The sequence below is a fragment of the Streptomyces hypolithicus genome, from assembly GCF_052934925.1.
Genome location: NZ_CM128811.1, coordinates 178,174 through 198,830, shown reverse-complemented (window position 1 = coordinate 198,830; position 20,657 = coordinate 178,174). Strand labels below are relative to the sequence as shown.

General features: G+C 72.2%; 20 protein-coding genes and 2 pseudogenes. 12 read left to right on the top strand and 10 right to left on the bottom strand.

Translation table 11 applies throughout. From position 1 onward, the window contains the following. Positions 1 to 167: 167 nt before the first annotated feature. Entirely contained in the window at positions 168 to 1,511 is a 1,344-nt protein-coding gene (locus ACU6WZ_RS01045; protein ID WP_447028847.1) for an IS4 family transposase, read from the top strand. Between the two features lie 19 nt (positions 1,512 to 1,530). Here ACU6WZ_RS01045 and ACU6WZ_RS01040 read toward each other — a convergent pair. The 5 genes and pseudogenes from ACU6WZ_RS01040 to ACU6WZ_RS01020 form a co-directional block, all read right to left on the bottom strand. Further along, a pseudogene (locus ACU6WZ_RS01040) lies at positions 1,531 to 1,855 on the bottom strand (AAA family ATPase); the annotation flags it as partial. Next, positions 1,852 to 2,334 carry a hypothetical protein gene (locus tag ACU6WZ_RS01035; RefSeq protein ID WP_447031208.1) on the bottom strand — a complete coding sequence of 161 codons (483 nt, stop codon included), beginning with the start codon at positions 2,332 to 2,334 and terminating at the stop codon, positions 1,852 to 1,854. The pseudogene ACU6WZ_RS01040 and the gene ACU6WZ_RS01035, both read right to left, overlap by 4 nt. A 39-nt stretch (positions 2,335 to 2,373) precedes the next feature. Beyond that, positions 2,374 to 3,792 carry a lipase maturation factor family protein gene (locus ACU6WZ_RS01030; RefSeq protein ID WP_447031207.1) on the bottom strand — a complete coding sequence of 473 codons (1,419 nt, stop codon included), beginning with the start codon at positions 3,790 to 3,792 and terminating at the stop codon, positions 2,374 to 2,376. Between the two features lie 8 nt (positions 3,793 to 3,800). Then, positions 3,801 to 4,328, bottom strand: a complete 528-nt coding sequence (locus ACU6WZ_RS01025) for a DUF1990 domain-containing protein (RefSeq protein WP_447034320.1) — start codon at positions 4,326 to 4,328, stop codon at positions 3,801 to 3,803. Positions 4,329 to 4,357: 29 nt separating this feature from the next. Next, positions 4,358 to 5,197, bottom strand: coding sequence for a YndJ family protein (locus ACU6WZ_RS01020; protein ID WP_447031206.1), 840 nt, complete (start codon positions 5,195 to 5,197; stop codon positions 4,358 to 4,360). A 232-nt stretch (positions 5,198 to 5,429) separates the two neighbouring features. On the opposite strand from ACU6WZ_RS01020, the gene ACU6WZ_RS01015 reads away from it, so the two are divergent. From ACU6WZ_RS01015 to ACU6WZ_RS01000, 4 genes and pseudogenes are all read left to right on the top strand, one after another. Further along, positions 5,430 to 7,421 (top strand): SpoIIE family protein phosphatase, encoded by a 1,992-nt coding sequence (locus tag ACU6WZ_RS01015; protein WP_447031204.1) that lies wholly within the window; start codon positions 5,430 to 5,432, stop codon positions 7,419 to 7,421. Positions 7,422 to 7,546: 125 nt separating this feature from the next. Then, positions 7,547 to 8,149: pseudogene (locus ACU6WZ_RS01010) on the top strand (wax ester/triacylglycerol synthase domain-containing protein); the annotation flags it as partial. A 20-nt stretch (positions 8,150 to 8,169) separates the two neighbouring features. Further along, positions 8,170 to 8,352: a WS/DGAT domain-containing protein gene (locus ACU6WZ_RS01005; RefSeq protein ID WP_447034319.1), complete on the top strand. Its 183-nt coding sequence runs from the start codon at positions 8,170 to 8,172 to the stop codon at positions 8,350 to 8,352. Positions 8,353 to 8,366: 14 nt separating this feature from the next. Continuing rightward, positions 8,367 to 9,227, top strand: a complete 861-nt coding sequence (locus tag ACU6WZ_RS01000) for an Fpg/Nei family DNA glycosylase (protein WP_447031203.1) — start codon at positions 8,367 to 8,369, stop codon at positions 9,225 to 9,227. Positions 9,228 to 9,289: 62 nt separating this feature from the next. On the opposite strand, the gene ACU6WZ_RS00995 is transcribed toward ACU6WZ_RS01000, so the two are convergent. Further along, positions 9,290 to 9,982, bottom strand: a complete 693-nt coding sequence (locus tag ACU6WZ_RS00995; RefSeq protein WP_447031201.1) for an anti-sigma factor family protein — start codon at positions 9,980 to 9,982, stop codon at positions 9,290 to 9,292. Between the two features lie 417 nt (positions 9,983 to 10,399). Between ACU6WZ_RS00995 and ACU6WZ_RS00990 the strand changes: the two genes are divergently transcribed. The 4 genes from ACU6WZ_RS00990 to ACU6WZ_RS00975 all read left to right on the top strand — a co-directional run bounded on the left by ACU6WZ_RS00990 (position 10,400) and on the right by ACU6WZ_RS00975 (position 14,668). Then, positions 10,400 to 11,218: a LytR/AlgR family response regulator transcription factor gene (locus tag ACU6WZ_RS00990; protein ID WP_447031200.1), complete on the top strand. Its 819-nt coding sequence runs from the start codon at positions 10,400 to 10,402 to the stop codon at positions 11,216 to 11,218. Positions 11,219 to 11,314: 96 nt separating this feature from the next. Then, positions 11,315 to 11,698 carry a DUF485 domain-containing protein gene (locus ACU6WZ_RS00985; protein WP_447031199.1) on the top strand — a complete coding sequence of 128 codons (384 nt, stop codon included), beginning with the start codon at positions 11,315 to 11,317 and terminating at the stop codon, positions 11,696 to 11,698. Positions 11,699 to 11,705: 7 nt separating this feature from the next. Beyond that, positions 11,706 to 13,457 carry a sodium/solute symporter gene (locus ACU6WZ_RS00980; RefSeq protein WP_447031198.1) on the top strand — a complete coding sequence of 584 codons (1,752 nt, stop codon included), beginning with the start codon at positions 11,706 to 11,708 and terminating at the stop codon, positions 13,455 to 13,457. Further along, on the top strand, positions 13,454 to 14,668 hold the full coding sequence (locus tag ACU6WZ_RS00975) for a sensor histidine kinase (protein ID WP_447031197.1): 1,215 nt from the start codon (positions 13,454 to 13,456) through the stop codon (positions 14,666 to 14,668). Before ACU6WZ_RS00980 ends, ACU6WZ_RS00975 begins: the two co-directional genes overlap by 4 nt. Before the next feature lie 6 nt (positions 14,669 to 14,674). Here the strand turns inward: ACU6WZ_RS00975 and ACU6WZ_RS00970 are convergent, their stop codons facing one another. Continuing rightward, entirely contained in the window at positions 14,675 to 15,205 is a 531-nt protein-coding gene (locus tag ACU6WZ_RS00970; RefSeq protein ID WP_447031196.1) for a hypothetical protein, read from the bottom strand. A gap of 167 nt (positions 15,206 to 15,372) precedes the next feature. Further along, a complete protein-coding gene (locus tag ACU6WZ_RS00965) occupies positions 15,373 to 15,906 on the bottom strand; it encodes a sigma-70 family RNA polymerase sigma factor (RefSeq protein WP_447031195.1) in 534 nt (177 codons plus the stop codon). Positions 15,907 to 16,178: 272 nt separating this feature from the next. On the opposite strand from ACU6WZ_RS00965, the gene ACU6WZ_RS00960 reads away from it, so the two are divergent. After that, on the top strand, positions 16,179 to 17,372 hold the full coding sequence (locus ACU6WZ_RS00960) for a CapA family protein (RefSeq protein WP_447031194.1): 1,194 nt from the start codon (positions 16,179 to 16,181) through the stop codon (positions 17,370 to 17,372). Between the two features lie 138 nt (positions 17,373 to 17,510). After that, positions 17,511 to 18,359 carry a polysaccharide deacetylase family protein gene (locus ACU6WZ_RS00955; RefSeq protein ID WP_447031193.1) on the top strand — a complete coding sequence of 283 codons (849 nt, stop codon included), beginning with the start codon at positions 17,511 to 17,513 and terminating at the stop codon, positions 18,357 to 18,359. Positions 18,360 to 18,446: 87 nt separating this feature from the next. Here ACU6WZ_RS00955 and ACU6WZ_RS00950 read toward each other — a convergent pair whose 3' ends face one another. Further along, positions 18,447 to 19,106: a class F sortase gene (locus ACU6WZ_RS00950; RefSeq protein ID WP_447031192.1), complete on the bottom strand. Its 660-nt coding sequence runs from the start codon at positions 19,104 to 19,106 to the stop codon at positions 18,447 to 18,449. 310 nt (positions 19,107 to 19,416) lie between these two features. On the opposite strand from ACU6WZ_RS00950, the gene ACU6WZ_RS00945 reads away from it, so the two are divergent. Further along, entirely contained in the window at positions 19,417 to 19,899 is a 483-nt protein-coding gene (locus tag ACU6WZ_RS00945) for a hypothetical protein (protein WP_447031191.1), read from the top strand. Positions 19,900 to 20,057: 158 nt separating this feature from the next. Here the strand turns inward: ACU6WZ_RS00945 and ACU6WZ_RS00940 are convergent, their stop codons facing one another. After that, positions 20,058 to 20,624, bottom strand: coding sequence for a hypothetical protein (locus tag ACU6WZ_RS00940; protein ID WP_447031190.1), 567 nt, complete (start codon positions 20,622 to 20,624; stop codon positions 20,058 to 20,060). Positions 20,625 to 20,657: the final 33 nt, after the last annotated feature.

Below are 20,657 nucleotides of genomic sequence, written 5' to 3'. Positions count from 1 at the left end.
GGGCGCTGGATGCAGCGAAGCTCCTGTAGAACGAGCGATCTACCACGATCGACTTGTTCGGAACAGGAGCTTCGTTGTCTGGGGAGTCTGGCATAGAGGGGTCGTCGCGTGCGAGCGCGGGACAGACGGGGCAGCTGGGTGTGTTGCGCCAGGTTGTGACACGGCGGATGGTCACGGATGTGCTGGCGGCTTCCGGCCGCGGGGACCGGCGTAGTGACGGCAAACTCTGCGCGGTGACGTGTGTGTTCTTCGTGCTCGCGTTGACGCTGTTCCCGAGAGACGGCTACCGGTCGGTGCTGTCGAAGCTGGCCGGTGGGACGGCGCGGCTGGCCGCGCGGGGCCAGCTGGTCTCCTCCTCGGCGCTGCGGCAGCGCCGCGTCACGCTGGGCCCGGAGCCGTTCCGGTTACTGTTCGAGCGGATCGCCGGGCCGGTCGGCACGGTCGCGATGCCGGGGGTGTTCTGGCGGGGGCTTCGGCTGGCCTCGGTGGACGGCACGTTTCTCGAGGTCGCCGACACCGCGGTGAACGCGGTGTTCGGCCGGACCCGCAATCAGCGGCGGATCGCCGCGTTCCCCCAGGTCCGCCTGGTCGCGCTGATCGAGTGCGGGACCCGGGCGCTGCTCGGGGTGGCGTTCGACATCCGCCGGGTCTGTGAGCAGGACCTGACACGGCGCCTGCTGGACCGGATGCGCCCCGGGATGCTGGTCCTGGCCGACCGGGGATTCCCGGGCTGGCTGCTGTGGGTCGATGCCGCCGCCGGCGGGGCGGATCTGTTGTGGCGGATCTCGGCGGCGGTGCGGCTGGTCCCCGACGAGGTCCTGCCCGACGGCTCCTGGCTCGCGACCCGGCACGCGCACAAGAACATCACGAAAGCCCTGGCGGGGCGGCCCCGGTCGGTACGGATCCGGGTGATCGAGATGGTGGTCGTCATCGAGGCCGCCGACGGGTCACGACGCCATGAGCCCTACCGGCTCATCACCACCTTGCTCGACCCTGCGGCCTTCCCCGCCGGTGAACTGGCCGCACTGTATTCCCAGCGGTGGGAATCCGAGCTCGAATTCCGGGACTTGAAGATCACTCAGCGCGGGGCACGCGCCGTCCTGAGATCGAAGACACCCGCGCTGGTCAACCAGGAGATCTGGGCGTATCTCGTCACCCACCAGGCGATCCGCCGCACGATCAGTTCCACCGCCGCCGGCCACGGGCTCGATGCCGACCGGCTCTCCTTCACTGTCGCCCTGACCGTCGCCCGGGACACCGTGATCCGCACCACGGCGCGGATCGGCACCCACCTCGCCGAGATGACCACGTCGCTGCTGGCGAACCTGCGATCGGCCGAGCGACGCCTGCGGGTCTGCCCCCGGACCGTGAAACGCCCCAGCTCCATCTTCCCCTCGAAACCCGCCGGGCCGGCCAGCCGCAGCACAAAAATCACCGGATACGGGATCGAAATCATCCCACTCGACACAACCCCGCCGACCACCGCGGAGCCCGACAGCCACACGAGATGATCAAGCCAAGCTTCCCGGCATTGACCTTCAGGAAGAAGTGGTGGACTGCCACCCCGGCGTCCCGGAGGCCGCCGAAGATCTCGGTGGCGTACTGCGGACCACCAGCGTCATCGGAACCAGAAGAGCCGCTCGTACGTGGTGACCAGGTCGACGGCCAGGGCCGTGACATGCCTGCGCCACAGCGGCAGGTCCTGGAAGTTGCCGGTCGGCACGTCGACGACGGCGCGCAGCAGATAGCCGACGTGTTCCGGGTCGAACACCAGCGCGTCGGGGCGGCGCCCGCGCAGCTCCTCCACGAGCGTGGTTTTGCCGCTGCCGAAGGCACCGTTCAGCCAGACGATCACCTGGAACTCCTCCGATGGGGATCCGCCGGTGGCTCGACCTCCAGGAAGCGCCGTTTGCGCGGGCCCCGGTAGAGCAGCGTCGTCCAGCCGGCCCGCTCCAGTGCCGCGGCGCACCCGGCCAGGGCGTCCTGTTCCTGCTGGGCGGCTCCGCTGCCCGGCGGGCCGAGCCATTCCACCCGGGCCGTCCCGGGCCGCTCGCCTGGCCCGACCCGGTAGCCGGTCGTGGTGCGTGCGCCCGTCGCGTCGGTGGCGGAGGGGGCGGATCCCGCGGCCTCCAGCGTCAGGGCCACCGCACGCACGGCCTGATTGACCTCCCAGGCGGCGGGGAGCGTCTCGGGGTCCTCGGCGGACGTGTTCGTCAGGCGCCGGATCTGTATCAGCCCCTCGAAGGCGGCCCGCACTTCGGCGGCCCGTCGCCCGTCCGCCGGTTCGGACGTCGGCCCGTCGCCGGTGGCCGCTTCGAACGCTCCCGCCCTCATGGTCCTCGCCCCTCCCCAGGTTGCGGATGGCCGATTCTGTCAGGTCCGGCGCGGCGCGAGGGCCGTCGGCGGGCGGAAGTCCCGTTCGAGCGTGCGGTGCCACCAGGCGCCGGTGGCCCGCAGTTCGCGCCAGGTCGTGAAGCGGTAGCGGTAGAGGCGGGCCCGGACATGGGTGGGCGGGGCGTCGGGGAACGGGTTGGCGCGCAGCAGCCGCAGGGTGTCGCGGTCGCCCGTCAGCAGTCGCTGAAGAAAGGGGTCGAACCAGGAGGAGGCGTACGCCGGGGAGAGGGCCGCGAACCACATCATCCAGTCCAGCCGCAGATGGTACGGCGCGAACTGGCGCGGCAGCCTGCGTGGATCACCGGGCTTGCCCTTGAAGGCGTACGCACGCCACACCGTGCCCTCGTGCACGACGGGTTCGTCGGTTCCCTCAACGACGATCTCGTGCCGGGTACGGCTGATGCTGCCGAAAGCACCGTAGGCGTTGACCAGATGGAGCGGGTCGTACGACCGGTTCATCGCCTGGCGCCGCGAGAGCAGATTACGCGCCGGCCGGTAGCTGAGGCCGAGCAGCAGCGCCGTGACCGCGAGGACGGCCACCTCGTACCAGAGCGGGGGCGCGGGCAGGGCGGGCGCGGTGACGAACGCCGACGCGTCCACCACGGACAGGGCGAGGACGATGGTCAGCCAGTTCAGCCACGCGAAGTTCCCGGAGAGCACCAGCCACAACTGGGTCAGGATCATCACGCAGGCCGCGCCGCCCGCGACCGGCTGCGGAGTGAAGAGCAGAACGGGAAGCAACAGTTGGGTGACGTGATTGGCCGCGACCTCGACGCGGTGGACCGGCTTCGGCAGGTGGTGGAAGAACCAGCTGAACGGGCCCGGCATCGGCTGCGTCTCGTGGTGGAAGTCCAGGCAGGTCAGCCGGCGCCAGCAGGGGTCGCCGCGCAGCTTGATCAGACCCGCGCCGAACTCCACCCGCAGCAACAGCCAGCGCAGCAGCCACAGGATCAGCACGGGCGGGGCGGTGCGTTCGTTGCCGAGGAAGACGGCGAGGAAACCGGCCTCCAGGAGCAGCGACTCCCAGCCGAAGCCGTACCAGACCTGACCGACGTTGACGATCGACAGATACAGGGCCCACAGCGCCGCCCACATCAGCATCGCGAGCCCGAGCGGGAGCCGGTCCGCCGCGCCCGCGACCAGCGCCGCCGCCAGCATGGCGCCCGCCCAGGCGCAGGAGGCGAAGAAGCGGTCGCTGTAGTGCAGCCGGAAGAGCGTCGGCGCCTCGCGCCACGGCACGCGCCGCAGGTGCGCGGGGACCGGCAGGATCCCCGCCGAACCGATGAGTGCCCGGAACTGGAGCGCCGCCACGACGAACGCGACCAGGTACACGGCGGCCAGGGCCCGCTGGAAGACCAGCCGGCTCAGCCAGTAGTCGGGCGCCGCGAACCACTCCATCCCGGCCATTATCGGCGTACGGGCGCCCCCGCTGCGATCCGGCGCAGCGTCCGGCCCAGCCACCGGACGTACCCGCGCTGGCAGGCCGGCACCAGGGGCCCGGCGAGGCGGGTGTACCAGCGGGCCGGGCGGCTGAAGGCGGTCACGGTGAACCACACCGTCCCGTCGCCGGCCAGCTCCACCACGAACGCCTCCTCGCCGCACTCCGGGTGGCGGCCGGTGGTCCCGTACGCGAAGCCGGTCCTGTTCTGCTCGTACGCCGTCCAGACCACCTCGCACGGCGCGGCGACCCGCAGCGGGCCCACCCCGATCCCGCACTCGACGGCGAGGCCCGCCTCGGCCCGTCCGGCGCCGCCCGCCGCGCGCACGCGGACGCCCGAGTCGCGGTGCAGCCGCCAGGTCGTCACCGCCGCGCCCGCGGCCTCGAAGGCCGCGCGGCCGGTGCCGACGGGGGTGCGGTGGCGCAGGTGGTGGTAGCCGGCCGGGAGCGGGGTGTGCCGGGTGGCGCCGACCTCGGGGTAGTTGAGGGCGCTCATGGGGCCGGTGGGGTTCTTGCGGGTGTCGTTCATGCGGTGCTCTCCTCGATTCGTCGCCAGGCCAGCACCGCGCAGAGTGCGAAGCCGAGCGCGTTGCCCAGTCCGTGGGTGGCGGCCATCCAGGTCAGGGTGGGGTGCCAGATGCCGGTCGCCTCGCCGAGTGCCCAGCTCAGGGCGAGCAGCATGGTCGCGACGAGGACGGCGGCCGACACCGCGAGCAGCGCCCGGCTCGCCCGGTCCTGCCGTACGTCCCGAACGTTCCGTACGTCCCGCCAGGTCAGCAGGGCGACCGCCCACATCCCTGCGGTCAGTACGAGCGCCCCGGCGAGTTCGGCCCAGTCGTCGACGAAGTACCCGGCGAGGACCAGCAGGGTGCCGAGCGGCACGCTCAGCGCCGCGAACCGCGCGGCCGGCCGGTCGGCCGCGACCCGGCAGACGAGGGCCGCCACGAGCGCGGCGGCGAAGCCGGCGAAGTGGAAGTGGGGCACGGTGAGCGCCAGGATTTCCAGATCGAAGCCGAACAGCTCGTGCCCGGAGCGCTCCGCGACGAGCGCCACGCCGGCGACCGACGGCGTCACCAGCGCGGTGAGAACGGCGATCTCGGCCGGCGCGAGCGAGCGGGTGCGGGCCAGCCGCGCCGGGGCGTGCAGCGCGAGGGCGAGCGTCCCGGCGGCGTACACGCAGGCGAGTACGGTCGCCGCCGCGCCGCGTGGCAGCCACAGCGCGACGGCACCGGGCCCCGCGAGCAGCGGCCACAGGCGTCCTATCCGATCCGGCGCGGGCGACTGAGGCGAACCGATCAGACGCAGCCCCATCGGGACGACGATCAGCATGCCGAGCATCACGATCAGGTTGACCAGCGGGACCATTCCCGAACCCCCCAAATTTGAACATGTTCAATTACTTGTCATGACCTTACGGTGAACCTTGAACGTGTTCAAGTGTGGGTTTCGTCCGGTCCGGCATGCGCACGCCACGGGGTGCGCCTAGCGTGAGCCCATGGACGCGGGCGCAGGGGGTGGTGAGGCGGCGGATGACTGCCGCTGCCAGGCACGGAAAGAGCCCTTGGCGTGCTGCTTTTTCCGGCTGTACGGACCCGCGATGGAACTGGGCAGCTTCGACTGGGACCTCGGCAGCGGGTTCATGCACATGGACGAGTCCGCTCTCGCCGTGTTCGACATGCCCGCCACCGAATACGGCGGCCGCCCGGAAGAACTCGCGGTCCGAGTGCTGCCCAACGAGGCCGCCCGCCTGGACGCCCTGGTCTCCGAGGCGCTGAAGAACGGCAGTGTGACCTACGGCGTCTACTTCCGTGTCCGGCGCCGCGACGGCAGCCTGCGCTGGACCCACACCCAGGGCCTCGTCCGCCGCGACGAGACCGGCCGCCCCCGCCGGATCGTCGGCATCGTCCGCGACGCCACCCAGGAACTCGCCGACTCCACCGACCGGCTGGAACAGGACGCGGAACGCCGCCGCAGGACCAGCATTGTCGAGGGAACCACCGCCGCCCTCGCCCACGCCCGCACGGTGCAGGACGTCATCGACGTGCTCAGCGACGCCCAGGGGCTGGAATACCTCGGCGCCACTAGCCTGGTCATGGGGCTCGTCGAGGGCGGCCGCATCCACCTGGTCGCCGACGGACCCGCCGGAGCCTTCGTGCCCGGCACCCGCTACACGCGGATCGACGAGCAGTACCCGATGAGCGAGGTCGTACGCACCCTCGCGCCGCGCTTCATCGAGTCGGCGCAGGACTTCGCCGACTCCTACCCCATTCTGTGGCCGCACCTCCAGGGGCTGGACGTCACCTCCGCCGCCTATCTCCCACTGATCGCCCAGGCCCGCTCGGTCGGAGCGCTCGGGCTGCTCTACGGTGACCGGGTCGGCTTCACCGCCGATGAACGCAACGTGCTGATCGCGCTGGGCAGCAGCATCGCGCAGAGCCTGCAGCGCGCCATGCTCTTCGAGCAGGACAAGGACCTGGCCGCCGGACTCCAGCAGGCCATGCTGCCGCGCCGCATCCCCACCTTCCCCGGCGCCCAGATCGCCGTCCGCTACCGCTCGGCCCGCCTCGGCCGTAACATCGGCGGCGACTGGTACGACGTGATTCCGCTGCCGGGCGGCCGCGTGGGCGCGGTCATCGGCGACGTACAGGGCCACGACACGCACGCCGCGGCCGTCATGGGTCAGCTCCGCATCGTCCTGCGTGCGTACGCCGCCGAGGGGCACAGCCCCGCGACCGTCATGGCCCGCGCGTCCGTCTTCCTGCACGAGCTGGACACCGAACGCTTCGCCACCTGTACGTACGCCGAGATCGACCTGACCACCGGAGTGGTCCAGTTCGTCCGCGCCGGTCACATCGACCCGCTGGTGCGGCACGTCGACGGCACCTGCCTGCGGCTGCCCGTCGCGGGCGGCCTGCCGCTCGGGTTGTCCGCGGAGTTCGGGCAGCTCGAATACCCGGTCACGACCGCCGAACTGGGCCCGCAGCAGATCTTGTTGCTGTGCACCGACGGTCTCGTGGAGTTGCCGGGCACGGACCTCGACGACGGCATCGAGGTGCTGTCGGCCCTGGTCCGCAGCGGCCCCCGCGACCTCCAACTGCTGGCCGACGCGCTCTGCGAGGTGGTCGACGAGCGGGGTGGCGAGGATGATGTGGCGCTGCTGCTCCTGCGCCGCAGGGGCGCGGACATACCCAGGACCGGCGGCCGGCTGCAGCAGCATGTCGCGCAGAGCGACCCCGAGGCGCTGAGCTCGGCGCGTCACATGGTCCGTGCGGCGGTACGCGCCTGGGGCGCCCGGGAGCGGGCGGACGAGATCGAGCTGGCCGCCGACGAACTGATGACCAACGCGCTGCTGCACACCGACGGCGGTGCGGTCGTGACCGCCCGAGTGGTGCCCGGGGCGCAGCGCCGGCTGCGGATCGAGGTGGAGGACCGCTCCAGCGCGCTGCCACGCCGCCGGGACGCGGGGGAGGCGGGGGTGTCGGGGCGGGGGCTGATGCTGGTGGACCGGCTGGCGGACGTGTGGGGGGTGGAGTCGCGGGGGAGCGGCAAATCCGTCTGGTGCGAATTCGTCGTACCCGACCGCCTTTGAGTGGCGCCGACCGTACTCTTCGGTAACGTACGTGTTCCGGAGATGCGCGACCGTGACCGACCGTTCGGGGTTGACTGCGCTCCCACCGGGCGCTCCCCACCGGCCCCCGACGACGTGAGGGCTCCTTGAACAGCGAGCTTCTGGCACCGCTTGACCTGGCGTTCTGGCACCTGGAGTCCACCGAACACCCCATGCATCTCGGTGCGCTCGCCCTCTTCGACGGCGCCGCCGAGCAACCCACCGCCGAATCCGTCGCCCGGCTGCCCGCCGAGCGCGCCTCCGCTGTCCCGCGGCTGCGGAGGCGCGTCCGCGACGTCCTGCTGCCCGGCGGCGGCGCCACCTGGTCCCCGGCCAGGGACTTCGACGTACACCGCCACGTCCGGCAGATCCGGCTGCCCGACGGCGACTTCGCGGCCGGTGCCACCCACATCGCCGGGGAACTGATGGAGCGCCCCCTCGAACGGGGCCTGCCGCCCTGGGAGATGTACGTCCTCACCGGCGCCCGGCCAGGCCCGTTCGCCGTACTCGTCAAGCTCCACCACGCCCTGGCCGACCGCATGCGGGCCGTCGCCATCGGAGCCGGGATCTTCGACCAGATCGCCGGCGCCCGCACCCCGGGCGGCGGCAGGCGCGAACGCGAGGTGGCGCCCCGGTCGTGGCTGCCGGGCCCGGGCCAGGTCCTCGGGTTCGCCCGCGACCGCATCGAGGAGGCCGGCCGGGCCGTCGGCCGCTGCGCGCGATCTACCCCATGGCGCCGCTGGCCCGCGGCCAGTCCCTGGCCGTCGCCCTGTCGACCTACGGAGGCCGGGTCCACGTCGGCCTCGTCGCCGACGCCGCGGTCGTACCCGACCTGGACCGGCTGGCCGCGGGTACGCACGACGAACTGGCCGCGCTGCTGCGCGCGGCCCGCCTGCGCGCCGCCACCGGCTGAGGCACGCTGGGAACATGCCTGAGCTGCCGGAAGTCGAAGCGCTGAGAGAGTTCCTCGACGAGCACCTGACCGGCCGGGAGATCACCCGGATCCTCCCGGTCGCGGTCAGCGTCCTCAAGACGTACGACCCGCCGCTCACCGCCCTCGAAGGCGCCACGGTCACCGGCGTCGGTCGGCACGGCAAGTTCCTCGACATCACGGCGGGCGGTCTGCACCTGGTCACCCATCTCGCCCGCGCGGGCTGGCTCCGCTGGAAGGAGGAGGTGCCGGCCGAAGCGCCGCGCCCCGGCAAGGGCCCGCTCGCGCTCCGCGTCGCACTCGCAGACGGCGAGGGCTTCGACCTCACCGAGGCGGGTTCGAAGAAGAGCCTCGCCGTGTACGTCGTACGCGCCCCCGCCGACGTGCCCGGCATCGCCCGGCTCGGCCCCGATCCGATGGCCGACGACTTCGGACCGGAGCAGTTCGCGGCGCTGCTCGCAGGCGAGCGGCGCCAGATCAAGGGCGCCCTGCGCGACCAGAGTCTGATCGCCGGAATCGGCAACGCCTACAGCGACGAGATCCTGCACGCCGCGAAGATGTCGCCGTTCAAGCCGGTCGCGAACCTCACCGAGGCCGAGGTCACCTCGCTCCACGAAGCGATGCGCGCCACCCTCGGGGAGGCCCTGGCGCGCTCGCGCGGGGTTGCAGCGGGGCGGCTGAAGGCCGAGAAGAAGAGCGGGCTGCGGGTCCACGGGCGTACCGGCGAGGCCTGTCCGGTGTGCGGCGACGTCGTCCGCGACGTGTCGTTCAGTGACTCGTCGTTGCAGTACTGCGCCACCTGCCAGACGGGCGGCAAACCGCTCGCGGACCGCAGAATGTCCCGCCTCCTGAAGTAGTTCCCCTGAAGTAGTTTTCTTGAAGTAGTTCCCCTGAGTAGTGACGCACCCCCGCCGGATGGTCAGGGTTCGACCGTGACCAGGCGTTCGCCGTCCCGCGTGCGGACCTCGAAGCGGTCGATCTCGCCGCCGCGCAGGGCGGCGCCGCCCTCCGTGCGCAGCGGCTCCTCGTGGCCCGGGACGCCTGGGATCCCGTAACCGCCTGCGGGGACCGACCAGGTGGCGACGGTCTGCTCCTCGCCTGTCGTGCCCACGGCGACGAGCGAGCAGGTCAGCGGCCCCCGAACCCCGGCCAGTTCCAGGCCGACCCCCGAACCCCAGGCGCGGCCCCGGACGGCGACGGACGCCGACACGCCGGTGGCCGAGTCGGTGGCGGCGTACCGCATCACCTCGTCGTCACCGGGCCCCGGGGCCTGCTGAAGCCCCAGCGTCAGCACGGGGCCGGTGACGATCAGCGCCGCCGCCACGGCCACCAGCCGCATCCGACGCCCCGCGCTGCGCCTGCGCCCCGCCTCGACCCCGGCGAGCAGCCGCTCCAGCAGTGCGGGCGCGGGCCGCTCGGCGGACGGCCCGCCGACACCCCCGCCGGGCCGGGCGTACGCGGCCAGGGCCGATTCGACCACGGCGAACTCGCCCAGCAGCACGGCGCAGGTGGCACACTCGGCCAGGTGTTCCTCGAAGCGGAACGTGTCCGCCGGATCGAGGACGCCCAGCGCGTACGCGCCGACGTCGAAGTGCCACAGCTTCGGGCTCATAGGGAAATTCCTCGGGTGTGTCACGCGGTTCGCGGGGCCGTCCGGCCGGTCGTCCTCTCATACGCAAGCAGCCTGGTTTCTGCTCACCGCGACCGGACAGCCCCTGGGTCGTGTTTTAGAAGTCCCGTCTGTCTCGCCTAGGGAGTGTTTTAGAAGTAGCGTCGTCCGCCCGGAGGGCGGGTCTCGCGTGGTCTGGCGCGTGCGATCGCAAGGCGCCGGGATGGTCTCGTAGCGGAGCTACTAAGGCTTTTCGGCAACGCTGCGAGCGTGCGTGCCAGACCACGCGAGACAGACGGGACTTCTAAAACACGACCTAGCTAGGCCGGGTTTCGCCTGCCGGGGCCGCGCTCGCGCACCTGCCCCGGCCGGTCGGGCACGTATGTCCAGCTCACCCCGGCTGCTCCTAGACTCCGGACCATGTTGCGTGCACTGGCTGTCGACGACGAACGACCCGCGCTGGAAGAGCTCCTGTACCTGCTGCGCGCCGACCCCCGGGTCCACAGCGCCGAAGGGGCAACCGACGCCAACGAGACCCTGCGCCGGATCAACCGCGCCCTCGACGCCGGCCCCGACGGAGACGACGCCATCGACGTCGTCTTCCTCGACATCCATATGGCGGGGCTCACCGGCCTCGACATCGCCCGGCTTCTCGCCGGCTTCGCCCGTCCGCCGTACATCGTCTTCGTCACCGCCCACGAGGGCTTCGCCGTGCAGGCCTTCGACCTGAAAGCCGTCGACTACGTGCTCAAACCCGTCCGCCGGGAACGCCTGGCCGAGGCCGTACGCCGCGTCGGCGACCAGGTCGACGCCAACCGGGCGCCCCAGACGCCCCAGAAATCCCAGACGGTCCAGATGTCCCACGCGCCCCAACCACCCGCCGCCGCGTCGCAGCCGGGCGGCAGCGCCGAGCAGATCCCCGTCGAACTCGGCGGCGTCACCCGCTTCATACCGGTCGGCGACATCGCGTACGCCGAAGCCCAGGGCGACTACGCCCGGCTGTACACCCGCGCCGACAGCCACCTGGTCCGCATCCCGCTCTCCACCCTGGAGGAGCGGTGGGCCGCCCGCGGCTTCGTCCGAATCCACCGCCGCCACCTCGTCGCCCTGGCCCGCATCGACGAACTGCGCCTCGACGCGGGCGCGACGACCGTGCGCGTCGGCGAAGCGGAGCTCGCGGTCAGCCGCCGGCACGCCCGCGAGCTCCGCGACCTGCTCACCCGACGCGCGAACGGCTGACCACCGACCCGGGACGCGGGCCGCGCACCCGCGTCAGGCCGCGCGGCCCGCGTCGCCCCTACCCCCGGCCAGGGGGCGCTGCGTAGACTCGCGCCGGTGTCCGCAGATCAGCCGCCCCGGCGTGAAACCGTCACCGGAGTGCCGCGCAGCGCCCGTCGGCTCCCGGGGCACGCCCCCGCGCGGTCCGAGATCACCGAGCAGACGACGCTGGGGGAGACATACGTACGCTCCCTGATGCGCAGCCAGCTGCGCACCGCCCTGATCTCGCTGGGCGCCCTCGCGCTGCTCGTCGGCTCACTGCCGCTGCTCTTCGCGCTCCCCGAGGTCTTCTCCGCCACTGACCTGCCCTCGCCCGCACCCTTCGTGTGGGCGGTGCTCGGCGTCGGCGTCTACCCGCTGATGTGGCTGATCGCCCGCTGGTACGTCCGGCGCGCCGAGCGCAGCGAGCGGGCGTTCAGCAAGCTCGTCGAAGGGCGCTGAGCACCGCATGAACCAGGCGTACGCGGTGGCCGCCGTCACCGCCGTCGTGCTCGCCACCGTGCTCATCGGCGCCCTCGGCCTGCGAATATCCCGTACCACCTCGGACTTCTACGTCGCCTCCCGCAGTGTCAAACCCGGCCTGAACGCCGCCGCGATCAGCGGCGAGTACCTGTCCGCCGCGTCCTTCCTCGGCATCGCCGGACTCGTCCTCCTCCAGGGCCCCGAAATGCTCTGGTACCCGGTCGGCTACACCGCGGGATACCTCGTCCTCCTCGTCCTCGTCGCGGCTCCGCTGCGCCGCTCCGGGGCGTACACCCTCTCCGACTTCGCCGAGGCCCGGCTCGAATCGCCGCAGGTCCGCAGGCTCGCCAGCCTCTTCGTGGTCGGTATCGGCTGGCTGTACCTGCTGCCCCAGCTCCAGGGCGCCGGACTGACCCTGGAGATCCTGACCGGCGCGCCCGACTGGGTCGGCGGACTCGTCGTCGCCCTGGTGGTGACCGGGGCGGTGGCGGCCGGCGGGATGCGCAGCATCACTTTCGTGCAGGCGTTCCAGTACTGGCTCAAGCTCACCGCGCTGCTGGTGCCCGCCCTGTTCCTCACCGTCGCCTGGCTGGGCGACGACGCGCCGCGCGCCAGGTTCGCCGAGCCCGCGACCTTCCGTCAGCACACCGAGGTGCGGATCGACGACACCGTACGCATCGATCTGGCTCGGCCGGTCGCCGTCACGGTCACCGGCACCGTCGACGGCCTTCCCCGCGACGGCGCGGCGGTGGTCCGCCTCGACGCGGGTGTCCACCGCGTAGAGGCCGGTACGACGCTGGGCTTTCCCGCGCACGCCCAGGTGCCCGAGAAGGCGGCCGCCGAGCGGACCGGCGCGTCCAGCTGGTCCCAGCCGCTGTCCAGCAGCCGCGAGGAGCACCCGCTGTACGCGACCTACGGCCTGATCCTCGCCACCTTCCTCGGCACCATGGGGCTGCCGCATGTCGCCGTGCGCTTCTACACCAGCCCCAACGGCACGGCCGCCCGCCGCACCACCCTCGTCGTCCTCGGCCTGGTCGGCGCGTTCTACCTGCTGCCCCCGGTGTACGGCGCACTCGGCCGGATCTACGCCCCCGAACTCTCCCTCACCGGGGAGGCGGATGCAGCCGTCCTCGTCCTGCCGGAGAGGATCATCGGCGGCCTCGCCGGGGACCTGCTCGGCGCGCTCCTCGCGGGCGGCGCGTTCGCGGCGTTCGTGTCCACCGCGTCGGGGCTGACCATGTCGGTCGCGGGCGTCCTCACCCAGGACGTCCTTCCGGCCCGCGGGGTACGCCACTTCAGGCTCGCCACCGTCCTCGCCATGGCCGTGCCGCTCGCGATCGGCATCGTGACGGTCAACGTGCCGGTCGCCGACGCCGTGGGCCTGGCCTTCGCCGTGTCCGCCTCGTCGTTCTGCCCGCTGCTGGTCCTCGGCATCTGGTGGCGGAAGCTGACCCCGCCGGGGGCCGTGGCCGGGCTCGTCGTCGGCGGTGGGGCCGCGCTGACCGCGGTGATGGCGACCCGCGCGGGGCTGCTCGCCGACGGCTGGTCGCACTCGCTGCTGGCCTGGCCCGCCGTCTGGTCCGTACCGCTCGGCTTCCTGACGATGATCCTGGTGTCCCTGGCCACCCCGGGCCGTATCCCCGCGCAGACGGCCACCACCCTGGCGCGACTGCACCTGCCGGAGGACCTGATGGCGAAGACCGACACCTCCGTACGAGCCCCGCGGGCGCGGCGATGACCGGCATCGCCGTCGCTTCCCTGACCGCCGCCGGGGCGGTGTTCCTCGCCGTCGGGTTCGCGCTCGGCCGGGTCAGCGTCCGCCGGGGGCGCGGGGAGGACCTCGACCTCGGCACACCCGTCGAACGCGCCACCTTCCACACCCTGCACACCGCGTCGCTCGCCGCGCCCCCGCTGCGCGCCGGCCTGACCGAGGACACCGCTCGCAAGGCGGTGGGCCGACTGCGCTCCCTGCTGGGCACCGAGGCGCTCTGTCTCACCGACCGGGAGACCGTGCTGGCCTGGGACGGGCCGGGGGGCGGCCACCACGGGCAACCGGTGATGCGCCACGTCCGGGAAACGCTGGACTCCGGGCGGAGCCAGAGCGTGTGCACGGACTGCGGCGACCTCCAGTGCCCGCTGCGCTGGGTGGTGATCGCGCCGCTGACCGGCGAGGAAGGCGTGCTCGGAGCGCTCGTCGCCTACGGATCGCGGGAGTCGGCGGTGCTGGTGCGGGCGGCGACCGAGGTGGCCCGCTGGGTCTCCGTACAACTGGAGCTCGCCGAACTCGACCGCTCACGCACCCGGCTGATCGAGGCGGAGATCCGCGCCCTGCGCGCCCAGATCTCACCACATTTCATCTTCAACTCGCTCGCCGCCATCGCCTCCTTCGTCCGCACCGATCCCGAGCGGGCCCGCGAGCTGCTGCTGGAGTTCGCCGACTTCACCCGCTACTCCTTCCGCAGGCACGGCGACTTCACCAACCTCGCCGACGAACTGCGCTGCATCGAGCAGTACCTGGCGCTGGCCGGGGCCCGCTTCGGCGACCGCCTCAAGGTGACCCTCCAGGTCGCCCCCGAGGTGCTGTCCGTGGCGCTGCCCTTCCTGTGCCTGCAGCCGCTGGTGGAGAACGCCGTCAAGCACGGACTGGAGGACTCCACCGACGAGTTCAAGGTCACCATCGTCGCCCAGGACGCCGGCGCCGAGGCCACGGTCGTCATCGAGGACAACGGCGTCGGTATGGACCCCGGACGGCTGCGGGAGATCCTCGCGGGCGAGCACACCACCGCGTCCGGCATCGGCCTGTCCAACGTCGACGACCGGCTGCGCCAGGTCTACGGGGACGACTACGGCCTGGTGATCGAGACCGGCGTCGGAGCGGGCATGAAGATCACCCTGCGGTTTCCCAAGTACCGGGCGGGCGTGCACCCGTCCGCGCCCGCCCGGCCGTGAGGCGGGTCAGAAGAGGTGGATGGCGAGGTGACCCAGCGGCAGCCCCAGCTGCCAGGCCGGCATCCACACCTGGGTGCTCTCGTCCACTCCCGGGTCGTCCGTCCGCCGCAGGCCGGCGGCCTGGGTCGCGGCGAGGTCGGTGGCGAGCAGTTCGGTGGCGCTGAGCCACCGCCAGGACGCCAGCGCCAGCTCCAGACCGGAGCCGTCGGCCGCCTCCCCGGCGGGGCTCGTGGAGGTGCGGTCGGCGAGCCGCTCCCGTACCCAGGCCTCCCAGGGATGGCCGTACGTCGTCAGGGACAGCCACTCGTCGAGGCCCGACACGACCCGGATGCCGGACAGTTCGTCGGAGCTGTCGGACAGGTAGACAGTGAGTGCCAGGGTCTCCCGGCCGGCCCGGAACTCCAGCGTGCCGGGCGGGACCAACCGCCCCGTGCGCAGTAGCTCGTCGGCGATGTACTCGGCGTACAGCCAGGCCATCGGGACCGCGAGCGTGTCTCTGCTGGTGCCGTTGGTGCCATTCGGACGGTCGGACAGCACAGCACTCCACCTTCTCCCGGGCTGATGTGTTCTGTGATTGCGGGGGCATCGCCGAGCTTTCACTCTCACAGACGCACAGCGTGCGGTCTTTACTCAACTTGACCCTGTCGTTTCGAATTCGGCCTCCTCTACGGCCCCCTCTGCACGGGTGACGAAGGGCGGAGCCTTCAGGCGGCGTCCACGCCGTACCCCGGAAGTACGTCCCGCAGGGCGCGCAGCGCGTAGTGAGTGCGGGACTTGACCGTCCCCGCCGGAATGCCGAGCGCCACCGACGCCTCCGCCACCGACCGGCCGCGGAAGTACACCTGCGTCAGGACCTCGCGGTGCTCCCCGCGCAGCGCCCTGACCGCCTTGCGCACATCGAGCGCCGTCACGGAGCGCTCCACGTCGTCGCCGGGCAGCGGGGACTGTTCCAGTACGTCGGCGCCGACCTCGCGGGGCCGTGCCCGGCGGGCGCGCGTGGCGTCGATGGCCAGCCTGCGGCCCACCGTGAAGAGCCAGGGGCGCATCGAGTCGTGGTCGCTGGTGAGCGCCTCGGGGTGCTGCCAGGCCCGGACCAGGGTCTCCTGGAGGAGGTCTTCGGCGCGCTGCCTGTCCCCGTAGGTGAGGCCCAGGAGAAAGCTGAACAGCGCCTTGCCGTGCTCACGCTGGAGGTCGGCGATGGCTCGTTCGTCGGTGTGCTGCTTGAGGGAGGAAGTCACCGCTGACGCTCCTTCGTGAAGACCACGTGGCCCTGGCCGGACGGCGGCGAAGATATCGGGCGTTCGCCAAAAGCGCGGCGGGGCGGGGGGCGGCGGCCGAACGGGCGGCAGCAGCCGTGCGGTGAGCGGTCGAACGGCGCGACGAGTGGCACGACGAACGGTCGTATCCGCGCGCCCGTTGCGGTGACCGCAGCGGCCTGGTCCCTTGACTTACCGACAACCCCCCTATGGATTCATATCGTCTGATATTCCTACAAACGGAAGTCGGTTCGATGATGAAGCGACAGCGAAAACTCCAAGGGGCGGCGGCCGCGACCGCCCTGCTCGTCGGAGGCGCCGCCGCGTGCACGGGACCGCCGCCGGCGCCCCCCGCACCGGCCGCGTCCACCGGCACCGGGAAGCCGGCCGCGGGCGCCGCGGCGCCGGGGCAGCGCGGATTCACACTGGTCGCGTCCGGCGACGTACTCCCGCACGCCTCGATCATCCGGCAGGCGGCCGCCGACGCGGGCGGCAGCGGGTACGACTTCCGGCCCATGTTCGCCGGGGTGAAACCGGTCGTCTCCCAGGCCGACCTGGCGATCTGCCACATGGAGACGGCGTACGGCCCCGAAGGCGGCCCGTTCACCGGCTACCCCTCCTTCAAGTCACCGCCCGAGGTCGCCGACGGCCTGAGCGCCACCGGGTACGACTCCTGTTCCACCGCCTCCAACCACACCCTGGACGCGGGCGCCGACGGCATCCAGCGCACCCTCGGGGCGCTCGACAAGGCCGGCGTCGGACACGCCGGCTCGGCCCGCACCGCGGTCGAGGCGAAGAGCCCGGCCTGGCTCAAGGGGGGCAGCGCCAAGGTCGCCCAGCTCGCCTACACCTACGGGACGAACGGTTACCCGCTGCCCGACGGGCAGCCGTGGGCGGTGAACCTGATCGACCAGGACAAGATCGTCGCCGACGCGCGGGCCGCCAGGAAGGCCGGCGCCGACGTCGTCGTCGTATCGCTGCACTGGGGCAGCGAGTGGCAGGACGCCCCCGACAAGCAGCAACTGAGCCTCGGCAGGGCGCTGACCGCGTCCAAGACGGGGGCACGTCCCGACATTGACCTGATCCTGGGCACGCACGCGCACGTACCGCAGGCGTACGAGAAGGTGAACGGCACCTGGATCATCTACGGCATGGGCGACCAGATCGCCGGGGCGATGGTCAACCACGCGGGGGAGGGCGACCCGCGCGGCAACGAGGGCACCATCGGCCGCTTCACCTTCGTTCCGCCCGAGAAGGCGGGCGGGCGCTGGGAGGTGGCGAAGGCCGAGTTCGTTCCCCAGTGGTTCGATCCTGCGGCCGGCCGGGCCGTGAACCTGGGCGCCGCCGAGGGTGGCGACGCCGCCGACCACGCAGCCGTCCGCGACCGCATCCGTGACGTGGTCCTCAGCCGCGGGGCGGAACAGGACGGGCTCGTCATGGGCAAGTAACCCCGCAAAAGCCGCTGCCGGTCCACGAGCGCCGGCCGCCGCCACCGAGCGGCGCCCGGCTCGTCCCATCGGGTGCTTCGTACCCCGCCGCCGGTGTGGATCGGCGCCGGGCGTCTGCACCCGTGCGAGCTATTAGTCATGAAAACGGATCAGATGTTGCCGGGGCGCCGGACGGTGCTCCGCGTCGCGGCCTGCCTGGGAGCGGCCACCCTCCTGCGGGCCCTGACTCCCGACGAGGCGCAGACGCCGGGACGCTACGCCTCGGGGCCGCCCCTGGCGGCCGGGCCGCCCGCCGGTACGCCGCCCAAGGGGTCGGCGTACCGGCTGAGGCCCATGACGGCGTACGCGCCGCCCCGGTTCAGACCGGCCAGGCCGCCGGTGCGTCGCCAGCCGTTTCTGCGGATGGCCGGTCTCGGCCGCACCATGGTGCTGACCTTCGACGACGGCCCCGACCCGCGCTGGACCCCGGACATCCTGCGCACGCTGCGGCGTTACGACGTGCGCGCGATGTTCTTCGTCTGCGGCGAAATGGCGGACGAGAACCGGGACCTGCTGCGCGAGATGGCCGACGACGGGCACGTGGTGGGCAACCACTCCTGGTCCCATCCGCTGATCCCGCGGCTGTCACCACAGGGAATCCGGGCCGAGCTGGGACGTACCAGCGAGGTGGTCGAGCAGACCGTCGGGGACGCCCCGCACTGGTACCGGGCGCCGTACGGGGCGTGGAACCGGTGCTCGTTCGAGATCGGCGCCGACCTCGGGATGGAGCCGCTCGGCTGGACCGTCGACACCCTGGACTGGCGCGAGCCGGGCACCTCCGCCATCGTCAGCCGGGTACTGGACGGCGCCGGCCCCGGAGTCGTGGTCCTCTCGCACGACGCGGGCGGCTACCGGGCGCAGAGCGTGGCGGCGCTGCGCACGTATCTGCCGAGGCTCCTCGACGCGGGCTACCGGCTCACGGTGCCGAGCATGGCCCCCCGGGCCTGACCCGGACTCCGAGGCGGGGGGTGCGCCTGCCGCCCCGGTCGGGCCCGGGGGTGCCTGCCGGCCCCCGGAGCGTCTGGTCGCCGCCCGTCAGCGGGTGGCGACCATCCGGGCGAACACGACGACGTTGCCGTCGTACCCGCCGGCCTTCGAGTAGCCGCCGCCGCAGGTCAGCACCCGCAGTTCCGGGTGGCCGGTGTCTCCGTACACGCGGGGGCCGGGGAAGTCCTCCTTCGAGAAGACCTCGACGCCGTAGACCTCGAAGACGGCGACCTTGTTGTCGTACCTGACCACCTCGACGCGGTGGCCCTTCTTGAGCGAGCCGAGGCCGAAGAAGACCGCCGGGCCCGAATCGTTGTCGACGTGGCCGGTGACGACGGCCGTGCCGCGCTGCCCGGGCGAGATGCCGTTCTGGTACCAGCCCGTGAGATTGGGGTCCTGGGCCGGCGGGGCGTCGATCCAGCCGTCGGCGTCGAGTCCCACGTCCACGATCGGCGCGTCGACGCGGATGTCGGGCAGGCGGATGCGGGAGGCGGGGGCGTACCGCAGGGGGCGGACCGCGGAGCTGGGGGTCGACGCGGCGACGCCGTCGGGGCGGATGTTCAGGGCGGCGGCAGACGCGGGCTGCGGCGGGCCGAGCGACACGTCGACGCCGTTTCGCATCATCGCGATGCCGGAGAGCATGACGAGGGCCAGGACCCCCCAAGGCGAGCGTTTCCTCGGCTCCGAGCCGTAGTACTGCTGGCCCATGGTGCTCCCTTCGACGCGTCTGTACGGACGCTAATCGCGCGGTGTGAGAGTCGCGAGGTGTGCGGGGCGAACGGGTGGCGCCGCGGGCCCCGGTACCCCATCCGGGTAACTCGTCGTACAAGATAACTGACGGTGTGTGACCTGCGGCTCCGTCAGATATAGGTACATTTCACCGGCGTGTCGCCTCACCGGGGTGGACCAGTCCCGAAATGCGCGGATTGCGAGGTCCGGTGAGTGTTCCTCGTGGGAGGCGTTCTCGTCGATCTGCCCGGAGCACCGTTCCGGGGCGCCGTCCCATGGAGGTTCCACGATGCGTGCTTCACGCGCCTGCCTGGTGACCGCGGCGGCCTGCGCCGCGGTCACCCTCGCCGCCCCGACGGCCGCCGCCAACAACGGCCCGAGCAATGTCAGCGTCAATCCGTACTCGGTCCACCAGGGCGCCGTCCTGACGGTCAGCGCCAACGGGTGCGGCCACGGCGGCACGGTGACGTCCAACGCCTTCACGAGGCCGGCCCATCTGTCGGCGGGCGCCACCGGGTACGCCACCGCCAGGATCAAGAACAACGCGACGCCCGGTCACTACAACCTGGCCGTCAAGTGCAACGACAACCCCATGGTGGTGACCCACCAGTTCACCGTCCTCTCTGGCCGCGGCACGTCGGGCGGTATCGGTGGCTCGCTCGCCCCGTCCGACACCGAGATGGCGGTCGGCGCCGGCCTCGTCGCCGCGGCGGCCATCGGTGGCAGCGTGTTCGTCGCCCGCCGTCGCCGCCTGAGCAACACCAGGGCCTGACCCCTGACCTCCTTCCGGGCTTCCGTTCCCTCGCCCACGCCAGACGTCCGTCGCCCCGCGTCCTGCTCAGGACGCGGGGCGACGGACGTCTGGCGTGGGTGGTCTTCGCGAGGGACGGGGTGGCGGGGATGGCGTCGGGACTGCGGGTGGCCGGGCGGTCAGTGCTGGCGGTTGCCGGACCGACGGCGTACGACGTAGACCGTGCCGCCGATGGCCGCGACCACCAGCGCCGCTCCGGCCGCGATCTCGCCCGCGTTCATCCCGTCGACGCTGCCGCCGACGCCGCCCCGGGCGGGCCGGGTCGGGGCGGTGGTGGAGCTGACGGTGCGGGTGGCGGTGGCGGTGGGCGTCCTGGTGGGGGCGGGTGTGGTGCCACCGGCGATGGTGAGGTCGGCCGTGGCCGTCCGCCCGTCGTCGTCGCAGGTGTACGTCACCGTGTAGACGGCGCCGGGTTTGGCGTCGAAATCGACGCGCGCGTAGGCCGATCCTCCGTCCGCGATCGTGGCGGTGTCGAACACTCCGGACATCGCCCGCGCCGGGCCGTCGCAGCCGGTGACGGACAGGGTGACCTGGCCGCCGGGGCTGACGGTGGACGGCGTGGCGGTGCCGACGACGGGTCCTGGCGCCTTCCCGTCGGCGCTCTGGGCGGCAAGGGCGGTCGGGGCGCTGAGTGAGAGTGCGGCGAGGCCGAGCGCGGCGGCCGGGGCGAGACGTATCGCGCGCATGGTCAATCCTCCGGGTCCCGAGGCGCAGCGGCG